Genomic DNA, 22,694 nt, shown 5'->3' with positions numbered 1-22,694 from the left:
ACCCTAGGAAATCGGTCAAAACGCTGTGTACCGCTTTATGCCCCTCGCCATGCCCCTCGCCGGCAGCCGCTCCAGCACCTGCAACTGGGCGAGGTCAGCACGGATCAATGCGCCAGCCCGTCAGAACTGACCGTCAAAATACACCGCCACCCCGCGCGCCAGCGCCGCTGCCACGCGGTCGAGCCAGGCATCTGTCGTCAGGTTCTGTGTATCGTCCGAATTGGAGAGAAAGCCCAATTCGATAAGCACCGAGGGGATGTCCGGCGAGTTGAGAACGAAAAAGTCCGCCTGACGCAATGGGAAACGCCGCAATTGCACCGACGGCTCGAGCTGCTCGATCAGCGCCTGCCCGGCCAGGTAGGATTGCCGCCGTGTTTCGCGAGCCAGAAAATCCACGAGCACGTTGATGGCGCCCTCGTCCTCGGGCGGAGAAAACCCGGCGATCAGGTCGACCCGGTTTTCATTCTCGGCCAGAACGCGGTCGAGGTCGGTCGTCGCCAGGTCGCCGCGCGTGTAGATCGACGCTCCGCGCACGTCCTGCTGGTCGAAGGAATCCGCGTGCAGCGAAATGAACAAATCCGCCTGGTTCTGCCGCGCCAGTGCCACACGCTGCGACAGCGTCAGAAACGTGTCGGTATCCCGCGTCAGAGCAACGTCGAACCGGCCGGTTTCCACCAGCAGGTTTTGCAGCTTCAGCGCGAAAGCCAGAACGATTGTCTTTTCCTCAAGGCCGTTTGTCGCCCTTGCGCCGCCATCGACGCCCCCATGGCCCGGATCGATGATGAGGAGGGGGCGCACGCTGTCGGCAGCGGTAGCCGTCTCGCCGGGCGCCGTCTGCGCGCCGTCGAGTTCGGCCGGCGCCTGCGCCTGCTCGGCCTGTTCGGCGGCAGGCTCGCCCCCTCTCGCATTGGCGGCGAAATTCTCGGCCGTATCGGGCACCAGATCGATCACCAATCGCGCCGGCTGGTCCCCGAAGGCGTCCAGAATATACGATTGCTGCACCTGCGCAGGTCCGGCGAGCGAAAGCGTCACCCTCACACGCTCGGCGCCCGGCGCGTCGATGCCATAGGCCGTTACAAGCCCATTGCCGGCCGGCTGACTGTCCTGATCGTTCCCCGCCTGGCCGCGCAACTCGACCACCACGCGCATCGGATCATTGCTGGTATAGACGGCAAATTCGGTTGGCGTCGTCAGGTCGAGGACAAGCCGCGCGCGATCCTGGGTTGCCGTAACCCGTGAGTCGAGCAATGCCGGCGCCGTCGATTGGCTCACCGCCTCGTCCGGCGGTGCCTCCTGCGCCACCCCGGCCTGTCCACCGAAAATGGCACAGGCCAGCACAAGAAAAATCAGCTTTGCACGCACAGCCGCAACGATCATCGAAAACTCCGGTTCAGGCGCACCTTATGCGATTCTTGGGCGGAAATAGGCAAGCCCCGGCTTGAACTTCTCCCTGCGCGGCGCCACATCCCACCAATCGAGCGTAAGGCTATTGGCTATTGCCAATTTCCGGGAACACTCGTAATGACTGTAATGCGGTGCTCTACGGAGTCTGCGCCCAGGCCCGATTTCGCCTCCAGCTTGCCTGCTGGCCCTGCAATACCGGACATGTGACGCGCGACTTGGCACCGAAACGAGAATATCGGTATCGCCGGTTTTGAGGCGATCCGACTGGCACGGCCGATCCGGCCATGCCCTTGAGGACGAGGTCGAATGGGTTCAACTCTGGCAATCGGCACGATCGATGTTCCGGCGCGCCGCAGCCCGCTGTCCCTTTCCATGACCCCTACCCTTTCCAACGGCGCTTCCAGCGTCTCCACGATACTGTCATACGCCTCGCATGGCGCTGGCCGCCCGTCACAAGAACGGTTCGGGCCCGGCGCGCGAGCGCGCGGAGTTCTAATTTATGGCCACAAAAAGAATGTTGGTGGATGCCACCCACCCGGAAGAAACACGGATAGTCGTTACCACAGGTAACAGACTCGAGGAGTTCGACTTCGAATCCGCCGAACGGCGGCAGTTAAGGGGCAATATCTATCTCGCCAAGGTGACGCGGGTCGAGCCATCCCTGCAGGCTGCCTTTATCGAATATGGTGGCAATCGCCACGGCTTCCTTGCCTTCTCCGAAATCCACCCCGACTACTACCAGCTACCGGTGGCCGACCGCGAAGCGCTCATGCGCGACGAAGAGGAAGCCCAGGAGGAAGAGGCCGATCTCTCCGACGAGGACGAGACCGATGCCACCGAAGGCGACGATGACGCCGCCGAGGACAATGGCGACGAGCTCGACACGCCGCGCGAGACCAAGAAGGTCGAGCAGATCGGCGAGGGCGATGCTCTTGAAGACCTTCAGGAACGCCCCCGCCGCAATCAGCGCCGCTACAAGATTCAGGAAGTCATCAAGCGCCGCCAGGTCTTGCTGGTCCAGGTCGTCAAGGAAGAACGCGGCAACAAGGGCGCCGCGCTCACAACCTACCTGTCACTCGCCGGGCGTTATTCGGTCCTGATGCCCAACACGGCGCGCGGTGGCGGCATTTCACGCAAGATCACCAGCGCCGCCGACCGCAAGCGCCTCAAGGAAATCGCCACCGATCTCGAAGTGCCCCAGGGCATGGGCGTCATCCTGCGCACCGCCGGTGCCTCGCGCACCAAGGCCGAGGTCAAGCGCGACTTTGAATACCTCATGCGCCTTTGGGAAAACGTACGCGTCCTGACTCTGGAGTCTTCGGCGCCCTGCCTCGTCTATGAGGAAGGCAGCCTTATCAAGCGCACCATTCGCGACCTCTACAACAAGGACATCTCCGAAGTCCTTGTGTCCGGCGATGCCGGATACCGTGAGGCCAAGGATTTCATGCGCATGATCATGCCCAGCCATTCCAAGAATGTGCAGGTCTATAAGGATGATGCGCCGATTTTCTCGCGTTTCAATGTAGAGTCCCAGCTCGATTCCATGTTCCACCCGCAGGTCACCCTGCCCTCCGGTGGCTATATCGTCATCAACCCGACCGAGGCGTTGGTGTCGATCGACGTGAACTCGGGCCGCGCCACAAAGGAACACAATATCGAGGACACCGCTCTCCAGACCAATCTGGAAGCGGCCGAAGAGATTTCCCGCCAGTTGCGCCTGCGCGATCTGGCCGGCCTCATCGTGATCGATTTCATCGACATGGAAGAGCGGCGCAACAACCGTTCGGTCGAAAAAAAGCTCAAGGACTGCCTCAAGAACGATCGGGCCCGCATTCAGGTCGGCCACATCAGCCATTTCGGCCTGATGGAGATGAGCCGCCAGCGCATCCGCTTCGGGGTTCTCGAATCCTCGACCCACACCTGCCCCACCTGTGCGGGCACCGGCCTGGTGCGTTCGGTTTCCTCTCTGGCGCTGATGATCATGCGCGCCATTGAGGACCATGTGCTGCGCAAGCCGGGCCAGTCGATCAACGTCAACATGCCCGCCGAAGTCGCGCTCTACATCCTCAACACCAAGCGCGAAACGCTGACCGCGCTCGAAGCCAAATACGGGCTTTCGATCACCATTTCCGCCCAGAGCGGCCTTGTCGGCTCCCAGTTCAACATCGAACGCGGCGAGGCCCGCGCACCCGTCGCCGCCGCTCCGGTTCAGCACATCCGCGCCGATGCGGCCTCCATGGATGACTATCAGGAGCCCGAGGCCGAACAAGAAGAGGCCGACGCCGATATCGAGGCTGAGGACGACACCTCCGGCGAACGCGATGGCAATCGCAACAAGCGTCGCCGTCGCCGCCGCCGCGGCGGCAAGGATGGTGCAGCGATCCAGGCAACCGAGGTCGCGACCCCCGACGCCGAATCCGGCGATACCGAGGACGAGCCGCGCGGCGATGCCGCCAATGAGGATGATGACGACCAACCGCGCAAGCGCCGTCGTCGCGGCCGCCGCGGCGGACGCCGCAACAAGCGTCCCAATGAGGGCGTTGGCACCGATCAGGACACCGGGTCTCTCGGCGACGCCGACGCCATGAACGCCGTTGAAGATCGTGAGCCTGCAGCGGCCGCTGCGGCCGAAGACGCTCCCGCTCCCGACGCTGCCCCGGAGTCTGAACCGGCGCCGGAAGCCGCAGAGGAAAAGCCGAAAAAGCGCCGCACACGCAAAACCGCGAAGGCCAAGGCCGTCGAGCCGGATTCGGTGGCACAGGAGGCTGTGGAAGGCGCGGAAGAAGCGCCCGCCGCCGAGCCCGCACCAGCACCAGCCCCGGAAAAGCCGGCCCGCAAGCCCCGTGCCCCGCGCAAGAAAAAGGTCGAAGCCGAAGCTCCGGCGGACGAGAAGCCCGCTCAAGCACCCCAGCCAGTTGCCGAGTCCGAGCCCGCGGACGAAGAACCGGCGGCTGGCCGCAAGAAAAAGGCTGTGCCGGCCGACGAAATTCTTGTGTCATCGACGAGCGAGCCGACTGAAGAAAAGCCTAAAAAGGCAGGCTGGTGGCAGCGCCGCCTCGGTCTTGGCTAAAAAAACGAACTCCAGACATAAAAAAGGGCGGCTCGGGCCGCCCTTTTTCGTTTCCGGTCAGCGCCGGAGAAAATCGCTCATTCGCCCCAGCGCCATCTCGATACTCTCTTGGGTTCCCGCATAGGAAAACCGCATATATTTGTGCCCATCGGTCCTGTCGAAATCCTGCCCCGGCGTCGCTGCCACGCCGGCCTGATCGAGCATGCGCAGGCAAAACTCCATCGTATCATTGGTAAAGGCCGACGCGTCGACATAGGCATAAAACGCTCCGTCCGAAGGTTCCGCCAACCCGAACCCCAGCGCCTTGAGCCCATCCGAAAGGATCAGCCGGTTGCCCGCGTACTGATCGCGACGCGCATCGTAATCGGGCCGCGCCTCCATCGCCGCCAGCGCCGCGCATTGCGAAACGCTCGAGGCTGAAATGAAAAGGCTTTGCGCCATCATCTCGGCCCGCCGCACCATGTCCTCGGGCAGCACCAGCCACCCGATCCGCCAACCCGTCATGCAGTAATATTTGGAAAAGCTGTTGACGATCACATGATCGTGGGAAAATTCGAGCGCGCTTGCATCGCCGCCCACATAGTTCAGCCCGTGATAGATTTCATCGGATATGAACCGCACGCCGAGCCGGTCGCAACACGCGATGATGGCCGCCAGTTCATCGCGCTCCAGCACCGCGCCGGTCGGATTGGCCGGACTGGCCACAAGCAGCCCCTCGAACGGCGATTTCTCATAGGCAGCCTCGATGTCGGCGGCCGTCAACCGCCATCCATTGGCCGGCGAAACCGGAATCTCCACGCTGCCAAGATTGAGCGAGGCGATGATGTTGAGATAAGCCGGATAGCCCGGCCGCGTCACCGCGATCCGCTGTCCGGGCGCAAATCCGGCCAGAAAGGTCAGAATGAACCCGCTCGACGAACCGGTTGTCACAACGATTCGCTCGGGGGAAACCTCGACACCGTGCTGCTCGGCGTAGTACCGGCCCAGCCGCTCGCGCAGCGCCAACATGCCCTTGGCCGCCGTATACCCCATCGGACGGTCCAGGCATTGGCGAACCGCATCGAGCACGCATTCGGCTGGCTTGCCGCCGGGCTCCCCGATTTCGAGATGGCACACTGTCCGCCCCTGCGCTTCCAGCGCCTGCCCCCGCGCCATAAGTTCCAAGGCATAAAATGGGCGAATCGAATTGGCACTCATCATTTCAATGTCCGCTTGTTCTTTTCGGCAGGCCCATCCGAACCGCCTTCGCTTGCGTCAATCGATACTGTATCAGCATAGCATTATCACAATCACTATCTTATTAGCAAAAAATACTAATTTATACGCCATATCGAGCAACTGAATCCAACACGCGCTTTTGTTCGGCCGCAACGCCATTGCTTCTGGCCCCCGGCTATTGCTTACGGTAAACCGGCTGGAACGCGATAGGGAGTTTCAGATGCAAAAAGCGATCAATATCGGCCTCGCCGCCGCCGTGGTGCTCCTGGGCGCCGGGCTCGCCTATTCCATCTCAACGCGCCCCGAGCCCGGTATGAGCCAGGCCGAAGTCGAAAGCCTTCTGGCCCCGATCGCGTCGAACCAGCCTGCCGCCGAGCGTCCGCCCGCAGGCCAATCGGCGGCAATCGACTCCGCCACCATCGGCCCGCTCATCGAAGACTACCTCCTCGCCAATCCGCGCCTGCTCGAACGCATGTCGATAGAGCTCGAAACCCAGATCCGCGCCGAGGAAGGCGAGCGTGCCCGTATCGCGCTGGCCGCCCTTGAAGACGAAATCTACAACGACCCCGCCAATATCGTTCTCGGCAATCCCGATGGCGATGTCACCCTTGTTGAAATGTTCGACTACAATTGCGGCTATTGCCGACAGGTCGTTGCCGATGTCATGGCGCTGGTCGAGGAAGATCCAAACCTGCGCGTCATCCTCAAGGAATTCCCCATCCTCTCGCAAAGCTCGGTCGATGCCGCCCGCGTCGGTATTCTGGTTGGCCGCTCCGACGTCGATTATCAGGATTTCCACACGGCCCTGTTTTCCTCCCGTGGCCAGGTCGATACCCAGGCCGCCCTCGCCGCTGCCGAATCGCTGGGCCTGAGCCGCGTGTCGCTCGAGCTGGAAATGACTGCGCCTGACGTTTCCGACGCGCTCCAGCGCACCTATACCATCGCCCAGGCCCTCGGCATTTCCGGCACGCCCACCTTCATCATCGGCGACGAAGTGATCCCCGGCGCCCTGCCCAAGGCCGATCTGGTCCGCCGCATCGAAGCCATGCGTGAGTGCGGCGCCACGGTTTGCACCGATACCGGGCAGGACGGCTGACCATTACCGTCGCTCGAACGCCCGATGGCCGCATCTACCGCCGCGTGGCGCGCGACATACCGGCCGAGGCCAGCGACTTGCTGGCGCGGATCGAAGCGACCCGGGCCTAGGGACGTTCCCTTTGCGTTTTCGGTGCATTTCGTATAACGCCAGCTTGAATTACGGGGGCCACTGGCCCAAAAAGCATAAAAAAAGGCGCGCCCGCCATCATTTGGCACATCGGGCACGACACGATAAGGCACATGGCAAAGCGCGTACTGATCCTCAACGGACCGAACCTCAATCTCTTGGGCACGCGGGAAAAATCGATCTATGGCGGCGAAACGCTGTCCGATATCGAGGCGATGTGTCGGGAAACCTGCGAAAAGCTCGGAATGGCCTGCGATTTTCGCCAGTCCAACCATGAAGGCGAACTGGTCGATTGGATACAGTCGGCCCGCAAGACGGCCGATGCGATCGTCATCAACCCCGCCGCCTATTCCCACACCTCCGTCGCCATCCACGACGCGCTGCGCGCTGTGGACAAGCCGATCCTGGAGGTGCACCTGTCAAACATTCATCAGCGTGAACCCTTTCGCCATCATTCCTACGTATCTGCGGTGGCAAAGGGCGTAATTTGCGGTCTGGGCCCAAGAGGCTATACGCTGGCCCTCGAGGCCGTGGCCGAAATCCTGAATTGAAAAAGACCCCAAAACGGGTCGGTGGAGACACGATAACAATGGCAAAGATCTCGCAGGTCGATCAGGACCTCATCCGCACAATCGCCGAACTGGTCAACGAGGCCAATCTGGCCGAAATCGAACTTGAGCAGGATGATTTTCGCATCCGGGTAACCCGGACCTTTGCCAAGGAAGTCGTTCAGGTCGCCGCCCCCGGCTACGCTCAGCAGGCGCCGGCCGCTCCCGCGGCCCCCGCAGCACCGGCGGCTTCCGCCGCGGCGACGCCCGCCGCCGCATCGCCCGAGGATCTGGCCGCCAGCCCCAATACGCTGACCTCGCCCATGGTCGGCACCGCCTATCTTGCTCCCGAACCGGGCGCCAAGGCGTTCATCGAGGTCGGCTCCAAGGTGTCCGAGGGCCAGACCGTCCTGATTGTCGAAGCCATGAAGACCATGAACCAGATTCCGGCGCACAAATCGGGCACCATCACCCGCATTCTGGTCGATGACGCGTCGCCGGTCGAATACGGTGAACCCCTCGTCGTCATCGAGTAAGGCAGGCCCATGTTTTCCAAGGTCCTCATAGCCAATCGCGGCGAGATTGCCCTGCGCATTCTTCGCGCCTGCAAGGAGCTGGGCATCCAGACCGTTGCCATCCACTCCCAGGCCGATGCCAATGCCATGCATGTGCGGCTTGCCGATGAAAGCGTGTGCGTTGGCCCGAACTCCGCCCGCGACAGTTATCTCAACATTCCCTCGATCCTCGCTGCCTGCGAGATCACCGGCGCCGAGGCCGTCCATCCCGGCTACGGGTTTTTGTCTGAAAATGCCCGCTTCGCCCGCATTCTCGAAGAGCACAAGATCGCCTTTATCGGCCCTTCGGCTCACCACATCGAGATCATGGGCGACAAGATTCAGGCCAAAAAGACTGCAATCGAACTCGGCATCCCCTGCGTTCCCGGATCTGCCGGCGCCGTGACCAGCGAGGCCGAGGCCAAAGCCACGGCAGCCGAAATCGGCTACCCCGTTCTCATCAAGGCCGCCTCGGGCGGCGGTGGCAAGGGCATGAAGGTCGCCAAGACCGAAGCCGACCTTGCCATCGCCTTTTCCACGGCCCGCCGCGAGGCCGCCGCCAATTTCGGCGACGATTCCGTCTATCTCGAAAAATACCTTGGACAGCCCCGGCACATCGAAGTGCAGGTGATCGGCGACGGTCAGGGCAATGCCGTCCATCTGGGCACCCGCGACTGCTCGCTGCAGCGGCGCCACCAGAAAGTCTGGGAAGAGGCCGCAGCTCCCACAGTCCCGATGAACGAGCAGACCGAGATCGGCGAGATTTGCGCCGCCGCCATGCGCAAGCTCAAATATTCGGGCGCCGGTACCATCGAGTTCCTTTACGAGAACGGCGAGTTCTATTTCATTGAAATGAACACTCGCCTTCAGGTGGAACACCCGGTCACCGAACGCATCACCAATTTCGACATCGTCTATGAGCAGATCCGCGTCGCTGCGGGCGAACCCCTGTCGCTCAAGCAGGAAGACGTGGCGTTCCACGGCCATGCCATCGAGGTGCGCATCAACGCCGAAGACCCACAGACCTTCGCGCCCTCACCCGGTCGCATCACCTATTACCACCCCGCCGGTGGCGTCGGGGTGCGCGTCGATGCCGCCGTCTATCAGGGCTACAACATTCCCCCCTATTACGACAGCCTCATTGGCAAGCTGATCGTTCACGGGCGCACGCGGCCCGAATGCCTGCAGCGGCTCAATCGCGCTCTGGATGAATTTATCGTCGACGGCGTCAAGACAACGCTGCCCCTGTTCCGCAGGCTCATCAAGGAACCTGATATTCAGGCCGGCAATTACGACATCCATTGGCTTGAGAAATATCTCGAGGCCAATAAGGAATAGCGGAAGGCGGCCCAACGGGCCGCTTTTCATTTTTGCGACAACACGATTTTGCGATGACGCGAAAGAACGACCCCTTCGATATCGAGCTCACGCCGGAGCTGATCCTGCGCGCTTACCGCGCGGGGATTTTCCCGATGTCGGAGAGCGCCGACGATCCCGATATCTTCTGGGTCAGCCCTCAGATGCGCGGCGTCCTGCCGCTCGATGGATTCAGGGCATCGAAAAGTCTGCGCAAATCCATGCGCAAAAGTGGGTTTTCCGTCGTTGTCGATCACGACTTTGCCAGCGTCATCGAAGGCTGTGCCACGGCAGGCAGCGACCGCGAATCGACCTGGATCAATCCCACGATCCGCGCGCTCTATGGCGAGCTGTTTGCCATGGGCTACTGCCACACCGTCGAAGTTTATGACGGCGATAGTCTGGTCGGCGGCCTTTATGGCCTGGCCATCGGCGGCGCGTTCTTTGGTGAATCCATGTTCCACCGGCGCACCGATGCGTCCAAGATTGCCCTTGCCCATCTTGTCGAAAGGCTCCGGGCCGGCGGCTATGTCCTGCTCGACACCCAGTTCATCACCGACCATCTGGCGTCGCTCGGCGCCATCGAAATCCCCCGCGCCATCTACGAAATCCGCCTTTCCGGCGCACTCGAACTGCCAGGCGATTTTTATGCGCTGGACAGGGCTCGCTAGCGCTGGTCGGGTGGCGGCACGTCCGAAGTCTGGCGGCAATCGATCAGCCAGAAATCGTAGACGGCGTTGTCGATGGCATTGAGCGCGGGCGAATCGGCAAACATCCAGCCCGAAAACACCCTCTCCATGGTCGCCTGCAGCGAAACCTCGTCCACCTGCACGAACGCCGAAACGCTCTGCGCCTCGGTATCGGGCCGCGAATAGCAGACGCGCGGTGTCAGTTGCAGCGACCCGAACTGCACCGTTTCGTCGATATAAACGTCGAAAATGGTGATCCGCCCGGTGATCTTGTCGAGCCCGGTAAACACAGCCACCGGATTGGATATGGCCTGCGCATATGCAGGCACCGCTCCCATGGCAACCACCAGGGCGAGCATGAACCGGCTCGCTGCTCTTTTGAGTTCCCGAGCGTTCACGCGGGCAGAACCGCCCTTATTCCGGCGACCAGGCGTCATAGTCGCCAGTCACCCGCGGGCGCGATTGCGGCGACAGGATCGACCCGTCCGGGCGATAGGCCAGCGCCGTGCCCGTCATATTGGGGATATGGGCCTTTTCCCATTCATGGGGTTTGTAGTCGGATTTCGACGGCGGCACGTCGGTGCGCCGATGCATCCAGCCGTGCCAACCCGCCGGAATCGCCGACGCTTCGGCATAACCGTTGTAGACGACCCAGCGGCGGCCATCTTTCTTGCCCTCGTAATAGACGTTGCCGAATTCGTCCTCGCCCACCTTGACCCCGCGCAGGGCCGTGAAAATGCGCGTGGAAAGCGTCTGCCGGTTCCACCAGCCGAAAATCTCGAAGACGAACTGTTTAAAGCCGCTGTTTGCCACGTCCGATACCTTCACGCGTCACGATGAGTTGGCTTGGGCTTAGCACACAAGACCGGGCCAGCCTAGACCGTGCTGCCCGGGATTTGAGCCCTCTCATCCACACGCAAGATGTTGCGCATTTCCTGAGCGAACAAAAAAGCGCGATCGCTGTCCAAAAAAGCCGCTTGACAGGGATTCGTGAGTCTTTTTCACCCTCCCGTCTCCGCCAGACAGTGAGGTTTTTCCACCACTTAACCGCGCTTCCCGAGACAACGCTTCATTAACCCTTGCTCATGCTTGCTTTGTGACACCCCAATGACCTTTGTGCAGCTTTTTGCACGTTTTCCTCGCTATCCACACCAAAAACCACTATATTTAGCGAATGCACATTCCATAGGCACAAGGGATAGTCGATTTCATGTGATTGACGGTTCGCCAAAGAATCGAAAACAGTCACATCAACGGGCCGCTTCATGACCCGATCAAATCGACATTGTCGGCAACGGCAAGACGCTTGCAGGGGCGCAAAGCCAGCAGAGCGACCTTAGTTTGGGGATATAAGACGAATGCACATAGAACGGCGCTTCACCACGGCTGGGCAATCGGCCTATGCCGGCATCGAATTCCGCTCCGCCACGAGCGAAATCCGCAACCCGGACGGGTCTGTGGTCTTCAAGCTCGAGGACATCGCTGTCCCCGCGCCCTGGAGCCAGGTCGCCGCCGACATCATCGCGCAGAAATATTTCCGCAAGGCCGGTGTCGCCCAGGTTCTCAAGAAGGTCGAGGAAAACGACGTTCCCTCATGGCTCTGGCGCTCGGTCCCCGACGAAAAAGCGCTCGCCAAGCTCCCCGAGGACGAGCGCTACGGCTCGGAAATGGATTCGCGCCAGGTCTTCAACCGTCTCGCCGGCACCTGGACATATTGGGGCTGGAAGGGCGGCTATTTCACCTCCGAGGACGACGCCCGCACCTTCTATGACGAGCTGTGCTACATGCTCGCCACCCAGCGCGTTGCCCCCAATTCCCCGCAATGGTTCAACACCGGCCTGCACTGGGCCTATGGCATCGACGGCCCCGGCCAGGGCCATTTCTATGTCGACCCCTTCACCCACAAGCTCGTCCAGTCCAAATCGGCCTACGAGCATCCCCAGCCCCACGCCTGCTTCATCCAGTCGGTCGATGACGATCTCGTCAACGAAAACGGCATCATGGACCTCTGGGTCCGCGAGGCGCGCCTGTTCAAATATGGCTCGGGCACCGGCACCAATTTCTCGGCCCTGCGCGGCTCGGGCGAAAAGCTCTCGGGCGGCGGCAAGTCGTCGGGCCTGATGAGCTTTCTCAAGATCGGCGACCGCGCCGCCGGCGCCATCAAGTCGGGCGGCACCACCCGCCGCGCCGCCAAGATGGTGGTGATCGATATCGATCACCCCGATATCGAGGAATATATCAACTGGAAGGTCAAGGAAGAGCAGAAGGTGGCGGCCCTCGTCACCGGCTCCAAGACCGTCTCCAGGCATCTCAAGCTCATCATGAAGGCCGCCGTCAATTGCGATGGCCACGCCGATGATTGCTTCGACCCCAACAAGAACCCGGCTCTCAAGCGCGAGGTCAAGGCCGCCAAGAAGGCCCTGGTCCCGGAAAACTACATCTTCCGCGTCATCCAGTTCGCAAGGCAGGGCTATACCGACATCGAATTCCCCATTTACGACACCGATTGGGATTCGGAAGCCTACCTCACCGTCTCGGGCCAGAACTCGAACAACTCGGTGCGCGTCACCGATGATTTCCTGCGCTCCGTGGAAGACGATGGCGATTGGAACCTCACTGCCCGCCAGTCCGGCAAGGTGACCAGGACGCTCAAGGCCCGCGATCTGTGGGAACAGGTCGGCTATGCCGCCTGGGCGTCCGCCGATCCCGGCATCCAGTACCACACCACCATCAACGAGTGGCACACCTCCCCCGAAGCCGGTCCGATCAACGCGTCGAACCCGTGCTCGGAATACATGTTCCTCGACGATACCGCCTGTAACCTCGCCTCGATCAACCTCCTGCCCTATCGCGGCAAGGACGGCGTGTTCACGACCGGCGATTACGAGCACACCGTGCGGCTCTGGACCCTCGTTCTCGAGGTTTCGGTGATGATGGCCCAGTTCCCGTCCAAGGCGATTGCTGAGCGTTCCTATCTCTACCGCACGCTGGGCCTGGGCTACGCCAATATCGGCGGCCTTTTGATGACCTCGGGCATCCCCTATGACAGCGACGAAGGCCGTGCCATCGCCGGTGCCCTGACCGCCATCATGACCGGCGTGTCCTATGCAACGTCCGCCGAAATCGCCTCCGAGCTCGGTGCGTTCAAGGACTACAAGCGCAACGCAAAGCACATGCTGCGCGTCATCCGCAATCACCGCAACGCCGCTTACGGCAAGGCCGATGGCTATGAAGCCCTCTCGATCACGCCCGTCCCGCTCGACCACGCCGCCTGCCCCGATCGCAATTTGATCGACCGCGCGACCGCCGCATGGGATCTGGCGCTCGAACTGGGTGAAAAGCACGGCTACCGCAACGCCCAGGTCTCCGTCATCGCCCCGACCGGCACCATCGGTCTGGTCATGGATTGCGACACCACCGGCATCGAACCCGATTTCGCGCTGGTCAAGTTCAAAAAGCTCGCCGGTGGCGGCTACTTCAAGATCATCAACCGCGCCGTCCCCGCCGCCCTGCGCACACTGGGCTATGCCGAAGACCAGATCGCCGAGATCGAAGCCTATGCCGTGGGCCATGGCAACATGAACCAGGCTCCGGGTATCAACCCGGCAACGCTCGCCACCAAGGGCTTCCCCGAGGACAAGATCGTCGCGCTCAACGCCGCGATGAAATCGGCCTTCGATATCAAGTTCGTCTTCAACCAGTGGACGCTGGGTGCTGATTTCCTTAAAGAACTCGGCGTCACCGACGCCCAGCTCACCGATCCCGCCTTCGAGCTCCTGCCCTTCCTCGGCTTTGCCAAAAAGGACATCGAAGCCGCCAACATTCACGTTTGCGGTGCAATGACGCTTGAGGGCGCGCCGTTCCTGAAGGACGAGCACCTGCCCGTCTTCGATTGCGCCACCCCCTGCGGCAAGATCGGCAAGCGCTATCTCTCGGTCGAATCCCACATCCGCATGATGGCCGCGGCTCAGCCCTTCATTTCGGGCGCGATCTCCAAGACCATCAACATGCCCAACGATGCGACCGTCGAGGATTCCAAGGAAGCCTACATGCTCTCCTGGAAGCTGGCGCTCAAGGCCAATGCGCTCTATCGCGATGGCTCGAAACTTTCCCAGCCGCTCAACTCCTCGCTCCTCGCCGATGACGACGAAGACGAGGACGACGTGGCCGAACTCGCAGCCGCCGCGCTCGCCGAACGCGTGCCCGCCGTTGCCGAGCGCATCGTCGAGCGCATTGTCGAAAAGACCGTCCGCAGCCGCGAAAAAATGCCCGATCGCCGCAAGGGTTACACCCAGAAGGCAATCGTTGGCGGCCACAAGGTCTATGTCCACACCGGCGAATATGGTGACGGACGCCTGGGCGAAATCTTCATCGACATGCACAAGGAAGGCGCCGCCTTCCGCGCCATGATGAATAATTTCGCCATAGCGATCTCGATCGGCCTGCAATATGGCGTGCCACTCGACGAATTCGTCGAGGCCTTCACCTTCACCCGCTTCGAGCCCGCAGGTCTCGTCATGGGCAATGACCACATCAAGAACGCCACATCGATCCTCGATTATGTGTTCCGTGAGCTAGCCATTTCCTACCTCGACCGCACCGATCTGGCCCACGTCACCCCCGACGCCGGCGCCACCTCGATCGGCCAGGGCGTGTCCGAAGACAATCAGGTCAAAGACCGCGCAGCCCCCGCTCCGGTCCCCGCCGACAATTTCGTCTCCCGCGGCATGACCCGCGGCCGCGTCAAGGACAAAACCCTGATGCTCGTCGCCTCCTCCGACCTCAAACCCGCCAACCCTGTCCAGGCCATGCAGACCCAGACGGTCACTGCTTTGAAGCAGGGCACGGCGCTCAAAACCGACCCTGAAGCCGAAGCCGCCGCTACCAAACTGGTCGACGAAGCCCAGGCCAAGGACACCACAACCCTGCGGCTCGAAGCTCAGATGAAGGGCTACGTCGGCGAGGCGTGCTCGGAGTGCCAGAACTTCACGCTGGTGCGGAACGGGACGTGTTTGAAGTGTGACACGTGTGGGTCGACGACTGGGTGTAGTTGAGGAAGCCCCCAAATGGCTTCTGCGGACTATGAGACACGCAAAGAGCTTTCTTTCAAAGAAGCGGAGGGACTTGCTAAAGTCCCTCCCCAACTACGTCGTACGGAAATTTCGCCGCAATTGCGGTCGCTTGTTTGGAGCGTCATCTTTGAGCATATGACAACAACCGGCCGTCGGGGTTTCATAGTTACTGAAAGCTGGCGTGAAGTTCTTTTGGACAAGCATATCGATCGAGACCATCTGATGATCGATGAGTTCGACGGTGAGCATCAAACCCAAAGCAGGAAGCTAAAGCACGAAATACAGACCGGAAGCTTTGGCGATTTTTATGATTTATTACAGTGGCTTATGAGGCACGATGCCGTGTCGTACACATTTGCCGATGAGATCGACAGCGCTTTAAAAAAAGCACGCTCGGCCTATCGAGTTGTCAATCGAGACACGCTTCTTCCGTTAAGCACAGAATACGAGCTAGCGGCCCTCAAAAAGGCATTTTCTGATACAAGCGGAAGTTACGTTGGATCATATAGCCATCTAAGACGTTCAGCTGATTTGATAGCATCTGGAAAATGGGCGGACAGTGTTCGAGAAAGTATTCATGCGGTAGAAGCTTTGGCAAAATTATTGGAGCCTTCCGCTAAAGAACTGGGACCGGCTCTGGCCAAAATTCAAAAGGCTGGCGGTTTACACGAGGCTCTAAAGAAAGGGTTTTCAGCCCTCTATGGTTTCACAAGCGACGAGAACGGAATTCGTCATTCCTTACTCGACAAAGGCGAAGCTAATGTTGATGAAGCCGATGCGTTGTATATGCTTGGGGCTTGCGCGGCATTTGTCTCCTATCTCATTTCGCGAAGCCGCGCTGCTGGACTAACTAGTCAATAACCTCCCTCACCGTCATCCTCGGGCTTGACCCGGGGATCCGCACCGCTTCCACGCAGCACCTCAGACGTTCAGGCCCGACCGCCTAAAACGACCCCGCCACCTCCTCCCACAAATCGTCCCAATGAGGATTGGCGTTCTCGATCAGCGCGAACTTCCACGCCTGCTCCCACTTCTTGAGCCGCTTTTCCATGTGGATGGCGTCGCGAATGTCGGCATGCTCCTCGAACCACACCAGCCGAGCGATGTTATAGCTGCGCGTATGCCCACCGCCCTTGCCATTCCGATGCTCGTAAACCCGGCGCACGAGATTGTTCGTCACCCCGATATAGGTTGCCCCGCGCCGCCGGTGTGCCATGATGTAAACGAACCCGCTCATGTCCGATTATGGCAACGAGGCCGTGGCAAGCGCCAAGATTGAAACACCTTCAGCGGGCCTCGAAAGGCAGCGGATCCCCGGGTCAAGCCCGAGGATGACGCGGTGAGTGGGAAAGATCGCGGCCAAAACCACCGTGATAGGGCCAATAGGGCCGCAGTGACCTTTGTACCGCATCGCGTTCCACCCCCTGATACTGCCCGAAGTCAGCCAACCGCGCCAATTGCCACGCCGTGCCGGAACTCGGGGCTCAATGCGATCACCAGCCTCCCCACCCCACCACCGTCATCCTCGGGCTTGACCCGGGGATCCGCACCGCTGCTTCGCAGCACCTCAGAGGTTCGGGCCCGAACGCCGAAAGCCACCCCGTCTCTCTCCCCGCAAGGCCTGCCCGCTGCCCGGCGCCGGAGCTGTATGGGCTCCGCGCCGGGCTATCCTCGCACCAGCCAAAGCCAAGGCAAGAACAGCCCGAATAAAATAATCCCCGCCCCCAGCCCCTCATGCCATTCTCCCCTCACGACCGCACCAGGGCGAGGTTGCAAACGAGCTTCCGGTGAGGATGGGATTGGAGAGAGGGGGAGCATTGGGTCCGAGCCTTGGGACGCCATAGGCCTCTAAGGCGCTTTTTTCCCAACCGACAGGTCGGTTCGGGTTCCTTGCGGGTCGCCGCAGGGAAGGCCCAAAGCGGACGGATGGCCGGGCGAGGATGGGAGTCCACGTCGTACTCCCGAAAGGGAGAGGGGCACCGGTGGTTTGGGGGATGCGGGAGGTTGGCAGGAAAAGTGGTTCCCACTTTTCCGGTTCGACCAACCGACCCACAAAAAACCAACAAACCCCAGCCCGAGATGCCGCTATAAGCCAAAAACCCCGGATGTGAACGGCGAAGCTGGCTTCGCACACAAACTACACTTCGGATGAAGCTTGCTTCGCCGTTCACCGCCCATTCGGGCGCCATTATATAAACCGGGGCTTATGGCCATCGGACGCTTTGGTGCGCCTATTCCTCGCGGAAGGCGCGGGCCGCCTGGTCGAGGAAGGGTTTGACCAGATAACTCAGGGCCGTCACCTCCACGGTCTGGGCGAACACTTCCACCGGCATGCCTGGGATCAGCTTTACATTCCCCAGCCTGCCGATATTGTCGGTGATCTCGACTTCCCCCAGATAGAACAACTCGCCCGTCGCGCTGTCTCGCTGCGCGGCAGCCGAAACATGGACGATCTCGCCCTCAAGCTCGGGTGTGGTGCGCTGGTTGAAGGCTGAAAAGCGCAGCTTGACCGGCTGGCCGACCGAAACCTGGTCGACGTCGACGATGCTCAGCCGCATTTCGATCTTTAAATCGGCATCGTCGGGCACGATGGTCACAAGCGTCTGGGCTGGAGTGATGACCCCGCCCACCGTTGTGACGTTGAGTTCGTTGACGATGCCGGCAATCGGCGAGCGGATATCGACGCGGTCCAGCCGGTCCTCGGCCGAAAGCAGGCGTTCGGACAACTCGGTCATCTGCGCCTGGACAACCCGCAACTCGCGCTGTGCCTCGTTGCGGGCGGTCTCGTCGGTGGCGATGATCTGCAATCGCACTTCGCTCATACGGCCCTCGGCGCGCGCCATATTGGCCAGCGCCTCGCCGCGCTCGCCGGTCAGGCGCGCCACTTCCCGGTTGATCGCATAGACCCGGGCGCCCTCGATAAGCCCGGCGGCGGCCAGTTCTTCAAGTCTGGCATGCTCGGCGCCGACCAGTTCGATCTCTTCGTTGAGCGCAGCCAGCTGCGATTGGAGACCGACCACCTCCTGACCGAGTTGGTCAAGTTGCAGCTCAAGCTGTTCTTTCTGGCGCGCCCGGGCCAAAAGGTTGCCGACAAACAAGGTTGTTTCACCGCCGATAATGGCCGAGCGGGCCGGGCCATCGGCCGCGAGCACAGTCGAAAAATCGATCTGGGTCAGCCCGTCGCGCTCCGAGAGCAGCCGGGCAGCCCGCCCCTGCAGTTCGTAGAGCTGGCTGAGCACGATCGAGCGTTCGGCGCGCGTCTCCACATCGCTCAGCCGCAGCAGGACCTCGCCGGCCTCAACGAAATCGCCCTCCCGCACGGCGATCTCGGAAACGATCCCGCCATCGCGATGTTGCACCTCCTTGACGTGCTGACCGACCGCCACCGTACCGGGCGCGATTACCGCCCCGGTCAGCGTGGCCGTCGCCGCCCAGCCGCCGACAACTCCGACCAGCAGGATGCCGAAGACAGCACTGACAATGATCCGAATGCCCAGACCATAGGTGGACTCTTCCGATTGCCCCCGGCGCCGTTTCGGGCCGGCGCTTAGTGTTCCCGCATCGATACTGGTCATGATTGGCGCTCTCCCCGAGCCCTTCAACTAGATGATCGCGTGTTCGTAGAGATAAGGCTGATGCTGGCCGTGAATGGCGACCACGAGGTCGAAATTCTGATTGCCGTCATAGTCGAATTCCAGCAGCGTTCGTTCGTCATCCCCCTCCAATTCATATCGGATCCTCAGCCGCAGACCGTTCTGGTCTTCCTCGGCATCTTCGCCCTGGAAATAGTAGTCGAACCGGTTCTCCTCGCCATTGCGCCCGGTCTTGGAGAATTCGTACTCGGCCACCAGGATGCGGTCGCCGACCAGGAAGTCGAGGATGTCGTGAATGACCTGCGGCCGGTCCATCACCTGGGTGAGCGGCAGGCCAAAGGAAAAAGTGTCGGCGCCACCGCCACCGGTCAGCACCACCGCTTCGTCCCCGACATGAAACATGTCGTTTCCGGCCCCACCCAGCACCTCTTCAAAGCCGGTGATGGTATCATTGCCGACTTCAACGCTGGCGATCTGCCCGGTCGAAAGATTGACGGTGACGCCAACAGTGGTTTCGGAAAGATCGAGCGTGTCGGTCCCCTCCCCGCCGTCAAACGAGTCGTCCTCGCCATCGAGCGCGACCACAACCTTGTCATTGCCGCCCCCGCCCGCCACGGTATCGCGGCCGGCGCCATCATGGATTTCGTCATCGCCATCGCGGCCCTCGATCACATCGTCGCCCGCACCGCCATGCAAAATCTCCGGTGCCCCGGCGCCGACAATGCTATCGTCACCAGAGCCACCGATGACTGTTTCAAACCCGGTGACAGTGTTCTCCCCGATCTCCTCGCCCGAGGCGCTCTGTTGCTCCAGATCGACAATCACAGTCCCCGTTGCAATGGAGAGATCCAGGGTGTCGATACCCTCCCCGCCATCGAAGATATCGGCGGCGCGGTCAGCGGCCGCGACGACAATATCGTCCCCCCCGTCCCCGACCAGCTTGTCGGCGCCCTCACCGTCGCTGAGCAGGTCGTCACCGTCACCGCCGGAGATGAAATCGTCGCCCGCGCCACCAAACAATCGGTCGTTGCCACGCTCACCGAGAATGGTGTCATTGCCGTCACCGCCGAAAATCCAGTCGTCCCCATCGCCGCCCGCCAGCACATCATTGCCCGCGCCACCGAAAATCCTGTCGTTGCCCAACCCGCCATAGACAAGATCGTGACCGGCCCCGGCAACGATCTGGTCGTCCCCATCGCCGCCGAAAATGATATCGTCGCCGCCGCGCGCATCGATCAGATCGTTTCCATCTCTGGCATCGATCCTGTCGGCCAGGTTCGTGCCCACCAGATGGTCCAGCTGGTCTGTGCCGACGAGATCGCCTCCCCGATCGAGCTTGAACAGAGCGGTGTGGGTGACGGCGGTGGTCCCATCGCTCACCTGATAGGTGATGACGACGTCCGAGGCCGGCGTCTGCGCATGGCTGGTGTATACCCAGCCGTCCTCGGTCCTCCCGATCGAGCCGATGGACGCGCGCACATTGCCCACCTCAAGCGGGTCACCATCGGCATCCACGACGTTGGCCAGAAGTTCGGACAACCCGATCAGCACGGCAGTACCGGCCACCGCGCTGTTCAGCCGTACGGGCCCACTGGTTTCCGGCGCCCGATTGCGGCGCCCCTCGGTGGGCGGCTGGGATGGGTCAGGAACAGAAGCAGCATCGTCGGCAGGCACGTCGTCTCCCTCCGGCGACGATAGTGGCGCCGGCAGGGTCGGTGTTCCATTTTGCCCGACACCCCCAGCTACCGACGCTGGTCGCGGGCCGGAAAAATCGATGACCGATGAATCGGCCAACGCAAAGCGCGGCCCGGGAAAGCCGATGACGTTGCCGGTATTTGGAGTCGAATCCAGTGGGGGCGGCGGCGCAAGGGGCCTTGCCGGTTCCGCGAGCTCGGCCTTCTGGCGGTAGTCATCCAGCTGGTCGGGCATGGTCGACGGCAGGGGCTGGACGTCGAATTCCTGGCCGGGCTCCGGGGTTGGCGTATCGGATGGTTGCGCCGCCCGCGCAGGCGTCAGGGCCAGCTTCAAATAGGCGACAATGCCGGTAATGAGCAACCCAATCGCCATCGGTATCCGGTTTAACCCCTGAGCCTCGGTGAACGCATAGCGATCGCCGGTAGCAGGTTTATCGCCTTCGGGCTGACGCGTGCCCTTGACCTCTATCATGCCGTCACCTCCCTTGATTGGCGCTCGGTCATTGACGTCACGCGATGAGGCGCGAGAATTTCCTCCTTGGGACCAAAAGTCGTCATCCGTCCGTTCTGGATAACGGCCACCAGATCCACCGCCGCCAGGGCACTCGGCCTGTGGGCGACGACGATGGCAATGCCGCCACGCGCACGGATGCCCCTGATTGCTTCGCTCAGCGCAGCCTCGCCCTCGCCGTCCAGGTTCGAGTTCGGCTCGTCCATAACCACCAGGAACGGATCGCCATACAGCGCCCGGGCCAACCCGATACGCTGACGCTGCCCGGCTGAAAGCGCATCGCCGTGAGGCCCTAGTTGCGTGTCGTACCCGTTTTCCAGGCGCACGATCATCTCATGGACACCGGCCGCCTTGGCCGCCCGGACAATCCCGGCGCTGTCATGCTCAGGGTTGAACCTCGAGATATTTTGCTCGATCGTGGCGTTAAGAAGCGCCACCTCCTGGGGGAGATAGCCAACATAGCAGCCGAGCTTTTCGTCCGGCCATTGGCTCAACTCGGCATCATCGAGCCGGACCGCGCCGCGCAGCGGCGGCCAGATTCCGGTGAGCGCCCGCACCAGCGTCGTCTTGCCACCGGCGCTCGGTCCGATGATTCCGAGCGCCTGTCCGGCCTTGAGCTCGAAACCCACGTCGGTCAGCAGGACGCGGCCCGAGCCGGGTGCGGCCACCGTGAGCGTCTCGACCCGCAGGCACGATGCGGGCGGCGGCAGCGTCATGGGCGCCTTTGCCTCTCCAATCGCAATCATTGTGTCGCGCAGCCGCTTGAAGGCATTGCGCGCCGAGACGACGTTTTTCCAGTTGCCGATGGCCAGATCGACCGGTGCCAGTGCTCTTGTCGCCGCAACGGAAGATGCAATGATGGCGCCCGCCGACAGGTCGCCCTGAATAGTCAGATAGGCGCCCAGCCCCAGGATCGCCGATTGCAGCAGCATGCGCAGTACCCGCGAGATCGCGCCGAGCGTTCCAACGACATCGTTGGCCCTGGTCTGAAGCCTGAGGTGCTCGCTGTTGGCGACCCGGAAGTTCTCGATGGCCCTGGCGGCAAAGCCCATCGCTTTGAGGATTTCGGCGTTGCGCGCGTTGGAATCGGCGATCGCGTTACGGCTGATCATCGCCTGCTGGGTTTCATTGGCCAGCCGGCGCGAAAGCAGTTCGCCCAGGATGGCAAGAAACACCAGGATAACCGCGCCACCCAGCGTCAACGCACCGAGCAGAGGGTGAAGCAGGTACACAAAGAGAATGTAAATCGGCATCCATGGCATGTCGAACAACGCCATGGGGCCCTGGCTGCCGAGAAAGGCACGCAGATTGTCGACGTCGCGACCGCGCTCCAGCGACTCCGGAGTCGAGAAGCCAAACCGAGGCATGTCGATTGCGACCTGATGGGCGAGCGGCGCGAATTTCCGATCGAGCCTGGCCCCGACCCGCACCAGCACCTGCGAGCGCACAATGTCGAACAGTCCTTGGAAAAGGTAGAGGCCGACCGCCAGCGCCGAGAGCGCCAGCAGCGTTGGCACGCTGCCGCTGGTCAGCGCCCGGTCATAGATCTGGAGCATGTAGAAGGCGCCGGTGAGCGCCAATATGTTGATAAGCCCCGAAACCGTAAAGAGGTACGCTGTTATGCCGCGAAACTCGCGTTTGAGGGTGTCGTCGACGCGGCGCTCCGATAGTGCCCTGACGTTGGATGTACGCATTTTCCGAAATCCTTAGACCCAAGGGGAAACAGAGGTGCGGCAGCCCACGGGGGCTGCCGCAATGGA

Annotated in this window: 17 protein-coding genes; 9 read left to right on the top strand and 8 right to left on the bottom strand. The window is 61.5% G+C overall.

Annotated features, from left to right (window positions below):
- Window positions 1–120 precede the first annotated feature (120 nt).
- Complete coding sequence (locus ACP148_RS07420; RefSeq protein WP_421950300.1) at window positions 121–1,377, bottom strand: N-acetylmuramoyl-L-alanine amidase; 1,257 nt, start codon at window positions 1,375–1,377, stop codon at window positions 121–123.
- Window positions 1,378–1,903: 526 nt separating this feature from the next.
- Here ACP148_RS07420 and ACP148_RS07415 point away from each other — a divergent pair.
- Window positions 1,904–4,474, top strand: a complete 2,571-nt coding sequence (locus ACP148_RS07415) for an Rne/Rng family ribonuclease (protein ID WP_421950299.1) — start codon at window positions 1,904–1,906, stop codon at window positions 4,472–4,474.
- Window positions 4,475–4,531: 57 nt separating this feature from the next.
- On the opposite strand, the gene ACP148_RS07410 is transcribed toward ACP148_RS07415, so the two are convergent.
- Window positions 4,532–5,674 (bottom strand): pyridoxal phosphate-dependent aminotransferase, encoded by a 1,143-nt coding sequence (locus ACP148_RS07410; RefSeq protein ID WP_421950298.1) that lies wholly within the window; start codon window positions 5,672–5,674, stop codon window positions 4,532–4,534.
- A gap of 238 nt (window positions 5,675–5,912) precedes the next feature.
- On the opposite strand from ACP148_RS07410, the gene ACP148_RS07405 reads away from it, so the two are divergent.
- From ACP148_RS07405 to aat, 6 genes are all read left to right on the top strand, one after another.
- Window positions 5,913–6,788, top strand: coding sequence for a DsbA family protein (locus tag ACP148_RS07405; protein ID WP_421950297.1), 876 nt, complete (start codon window positions 5,913–5,915; stop codon window positions 6,786–6,788).
- Window positions 6,761–6,898 (top strand): hypothetical protein, encoded by a 138-nt coding sequence (locus ACP148_RS07400; RefSeq protein WP_421950917.1) that lies wholly within the window; start codon window positions 6,761–6,763, stop codon window positions 6,896–6,898. The genes ACP148_RS07405 and ACP148_RS07400 overlap by 28 nt, the downstream gene beginning before the upstream one ends.
- Before the next feature lie 132 nt (window positions 6,899–7,030).
- The gene (gene aroQ / locus ACP148_RS07395) at window positions 7,031–7,468 is read left to right on the top strand and encodes a type II 3-dehydroquinate dehydratase (protein WP_421950296.1); all 438 of its coding nucleotides are present in this window, start codon (window positions 7,031–7,033) and stop codon (window positions 7,466–7,468) included.
- A 38-nt stretch (window positions 7,469–7,506) separates the two neighbouring features.
- Window positions 7,507–8,001 (top strand): acetyl-CoA carboxylase biotin carboxyl carrier protein, encoded by a 495-nt coding sequence (accB, locus tag ACP148_RS07390; protein ID WP_421950295.1) that lies wholly within the window; start codon window positions 7,507–7,509, stop codon window positions 7,999–8,001.
- Window positions 8,002–8,010: 9 nt separating this feature from the next.
- Entirely contained in the window at window positions 8,011–9,357 is a 1,347-nt protein-coding gene (gene accC / locus ACP148_RS07385) for an acetyl-CoA carboxylase biotin carboxylase subunit (RefSeq protein WP_421950294.1), read from the top strand.
- 53 nt (window positions 9,358–9,410) lie between these two features.
- On the top strand, window positions 9,411–10,046 hold the full coding sequence (gene aat, locus ACP148_RS07380) for a leucyl/phenylalanyl-tRNA--protein transferase (RefSeq protein ID WP_421950293.1): 636 nt from the start codon (window positions 9,411–9,413) through the stop codon (window positions 10,044–10,046).
- Here aat and ACP148_RS07375 read toward each other — a convergent pair.
- The gene (locus ACP148_RS07375; RefSeq protein ID WP_421950292.1) at window positions 10,043–10,501 is read right to left on the bottom strand and encodes a DUF2155 domain-containing protein; all 459 of its coding nucleotides are present in this window, start codon (window positions 10,499–10,501) and stop codon (window positions 10,043–10,045) included. The genes aat and ACP148_RS07375 overlap by 4 nt on opposite strands.
- The gene (locus ACP148_RS07370; protein ID WP_421950291.1) at window positions 10,479–10,877 is read right to left on the bottom strand and encodes an NADH:ubiquinone oxidoreductase subunit NDUFA12; all 399 of its coding nucleotides are present in this window, start codon (window positions 10,875–10,877) and stop codon (window positions 10,479–10,481) included. Before ACP148_RS07370 ends, ACP148_RS07375 begins: the two co-directional genes overlap by 23 nt.
- A 545-nt stretch (window positions 10,878–11,422) precedes the next feature.
- Here ACP148_RS07370 and ACP148_RS07365 point away from each other — a divergent pair.
- Together ACP148_RS07365 and ACP148_RS07360 are read left to right on the top strand one after the other, a co-directional pair.
- Window positions 11,423–15,118 carry a vitamin B12-dependent ribonucleotide reductase gene (locus ACP148_RS07365; protein ID WP_421950290.1) on the top strand — a complete coding sequence of 1,232 codons (3,696 nt, stop codon included), beginning with the start codon at window positions 11,423–11,425 and terminating at the stop codon, window positions 15,116–15,118.
- A gap of 12 nt (window positions 15,119–15,130) precedes the next feature.
- Window positions 15,131–15,997 (top strand): AbiJ-NTD4 domain-containing protein, encoded by an 867-nt coding sequence (locus ACP148_RS07360; RefSeq protein WP_421950289.1) that lies wholly within the window; start codon window positions 15,131–15,133, stop codon window positions 15,995–15,997.
- Between the two features lie 82 nt (window positions 15,998–16,079).
- On the opposite strand, the gene ACP148_RS07355 is transcribed toward ACP148_RS07360, so the two are convergent.
- From ACP148_RS07355 to ACP148_RS07340, 4 genes are all read right to left on the bottom strand, one after another.
- Entirely contained in the window at window positions 16,080–16,373 is a 294-nt protein-coding gene (locus ACP148_RS07355; protein ID WP_421950288.1) for a GIY-YIG nuclease family protein, read from the bottom strand.
- A 994-nt stretch (window positions 16,374–17,367) separates the two neighbouring features.
- Window positions 17,368–18,711, bottom strand: coding sequence for an HlyD family type I secretion periplasmic adaptor subunit (locus ACP148_RS07350; RefSeq protein WP_421950287.1), 1,344 nt, complete (start codon window positions 18,709–18,711; stop codon window positions 17,368–17,370).
- Window positions 18,712–18,738: 27 nt separating this feature from the next.
- Window positions 18,739–20,895, bottom strand: coding sequence for a cadherin-like domain-containing protein (locus ACP148_RS07345; RefSeq protein ID WP_421950286.1), 2,157 nt, complete (start codon window positions 20,893–20,895; stop codon window positions 18,739–18,741).
- Window positions 20,892–22,628, bottom strand: coding sequence for a type I secretion system permease/ATPase (locus ACP148_RS07340; protein WP_421950285.1), 1,737 nt, complete (start codon window positions 22,626–22,628; stop codon window positions 20,892–20,894). The genes ACP148_RS07345 and ACP148_RS07340 overlap by 4 nt, the downstream gene beginning before the upstream one ends.
- Between the last annotated feature and the right edge of the window lie 66 nt (window positions 22,629–22,694).

Origin of the sequence: Pelagibacterium sp. (assembly GCF_965249125.1) — a bacterium.
Lineage (GTDB): Bacteria > Pseudomonadota > Alphaproteobacteria > Rhizobiales > Devosiaceae > Pelagibacterium.
Note: the sequence above shows the minus strand (reverse complement) of the source record. Positions and strands in the feature narration are given on the sequence as shown.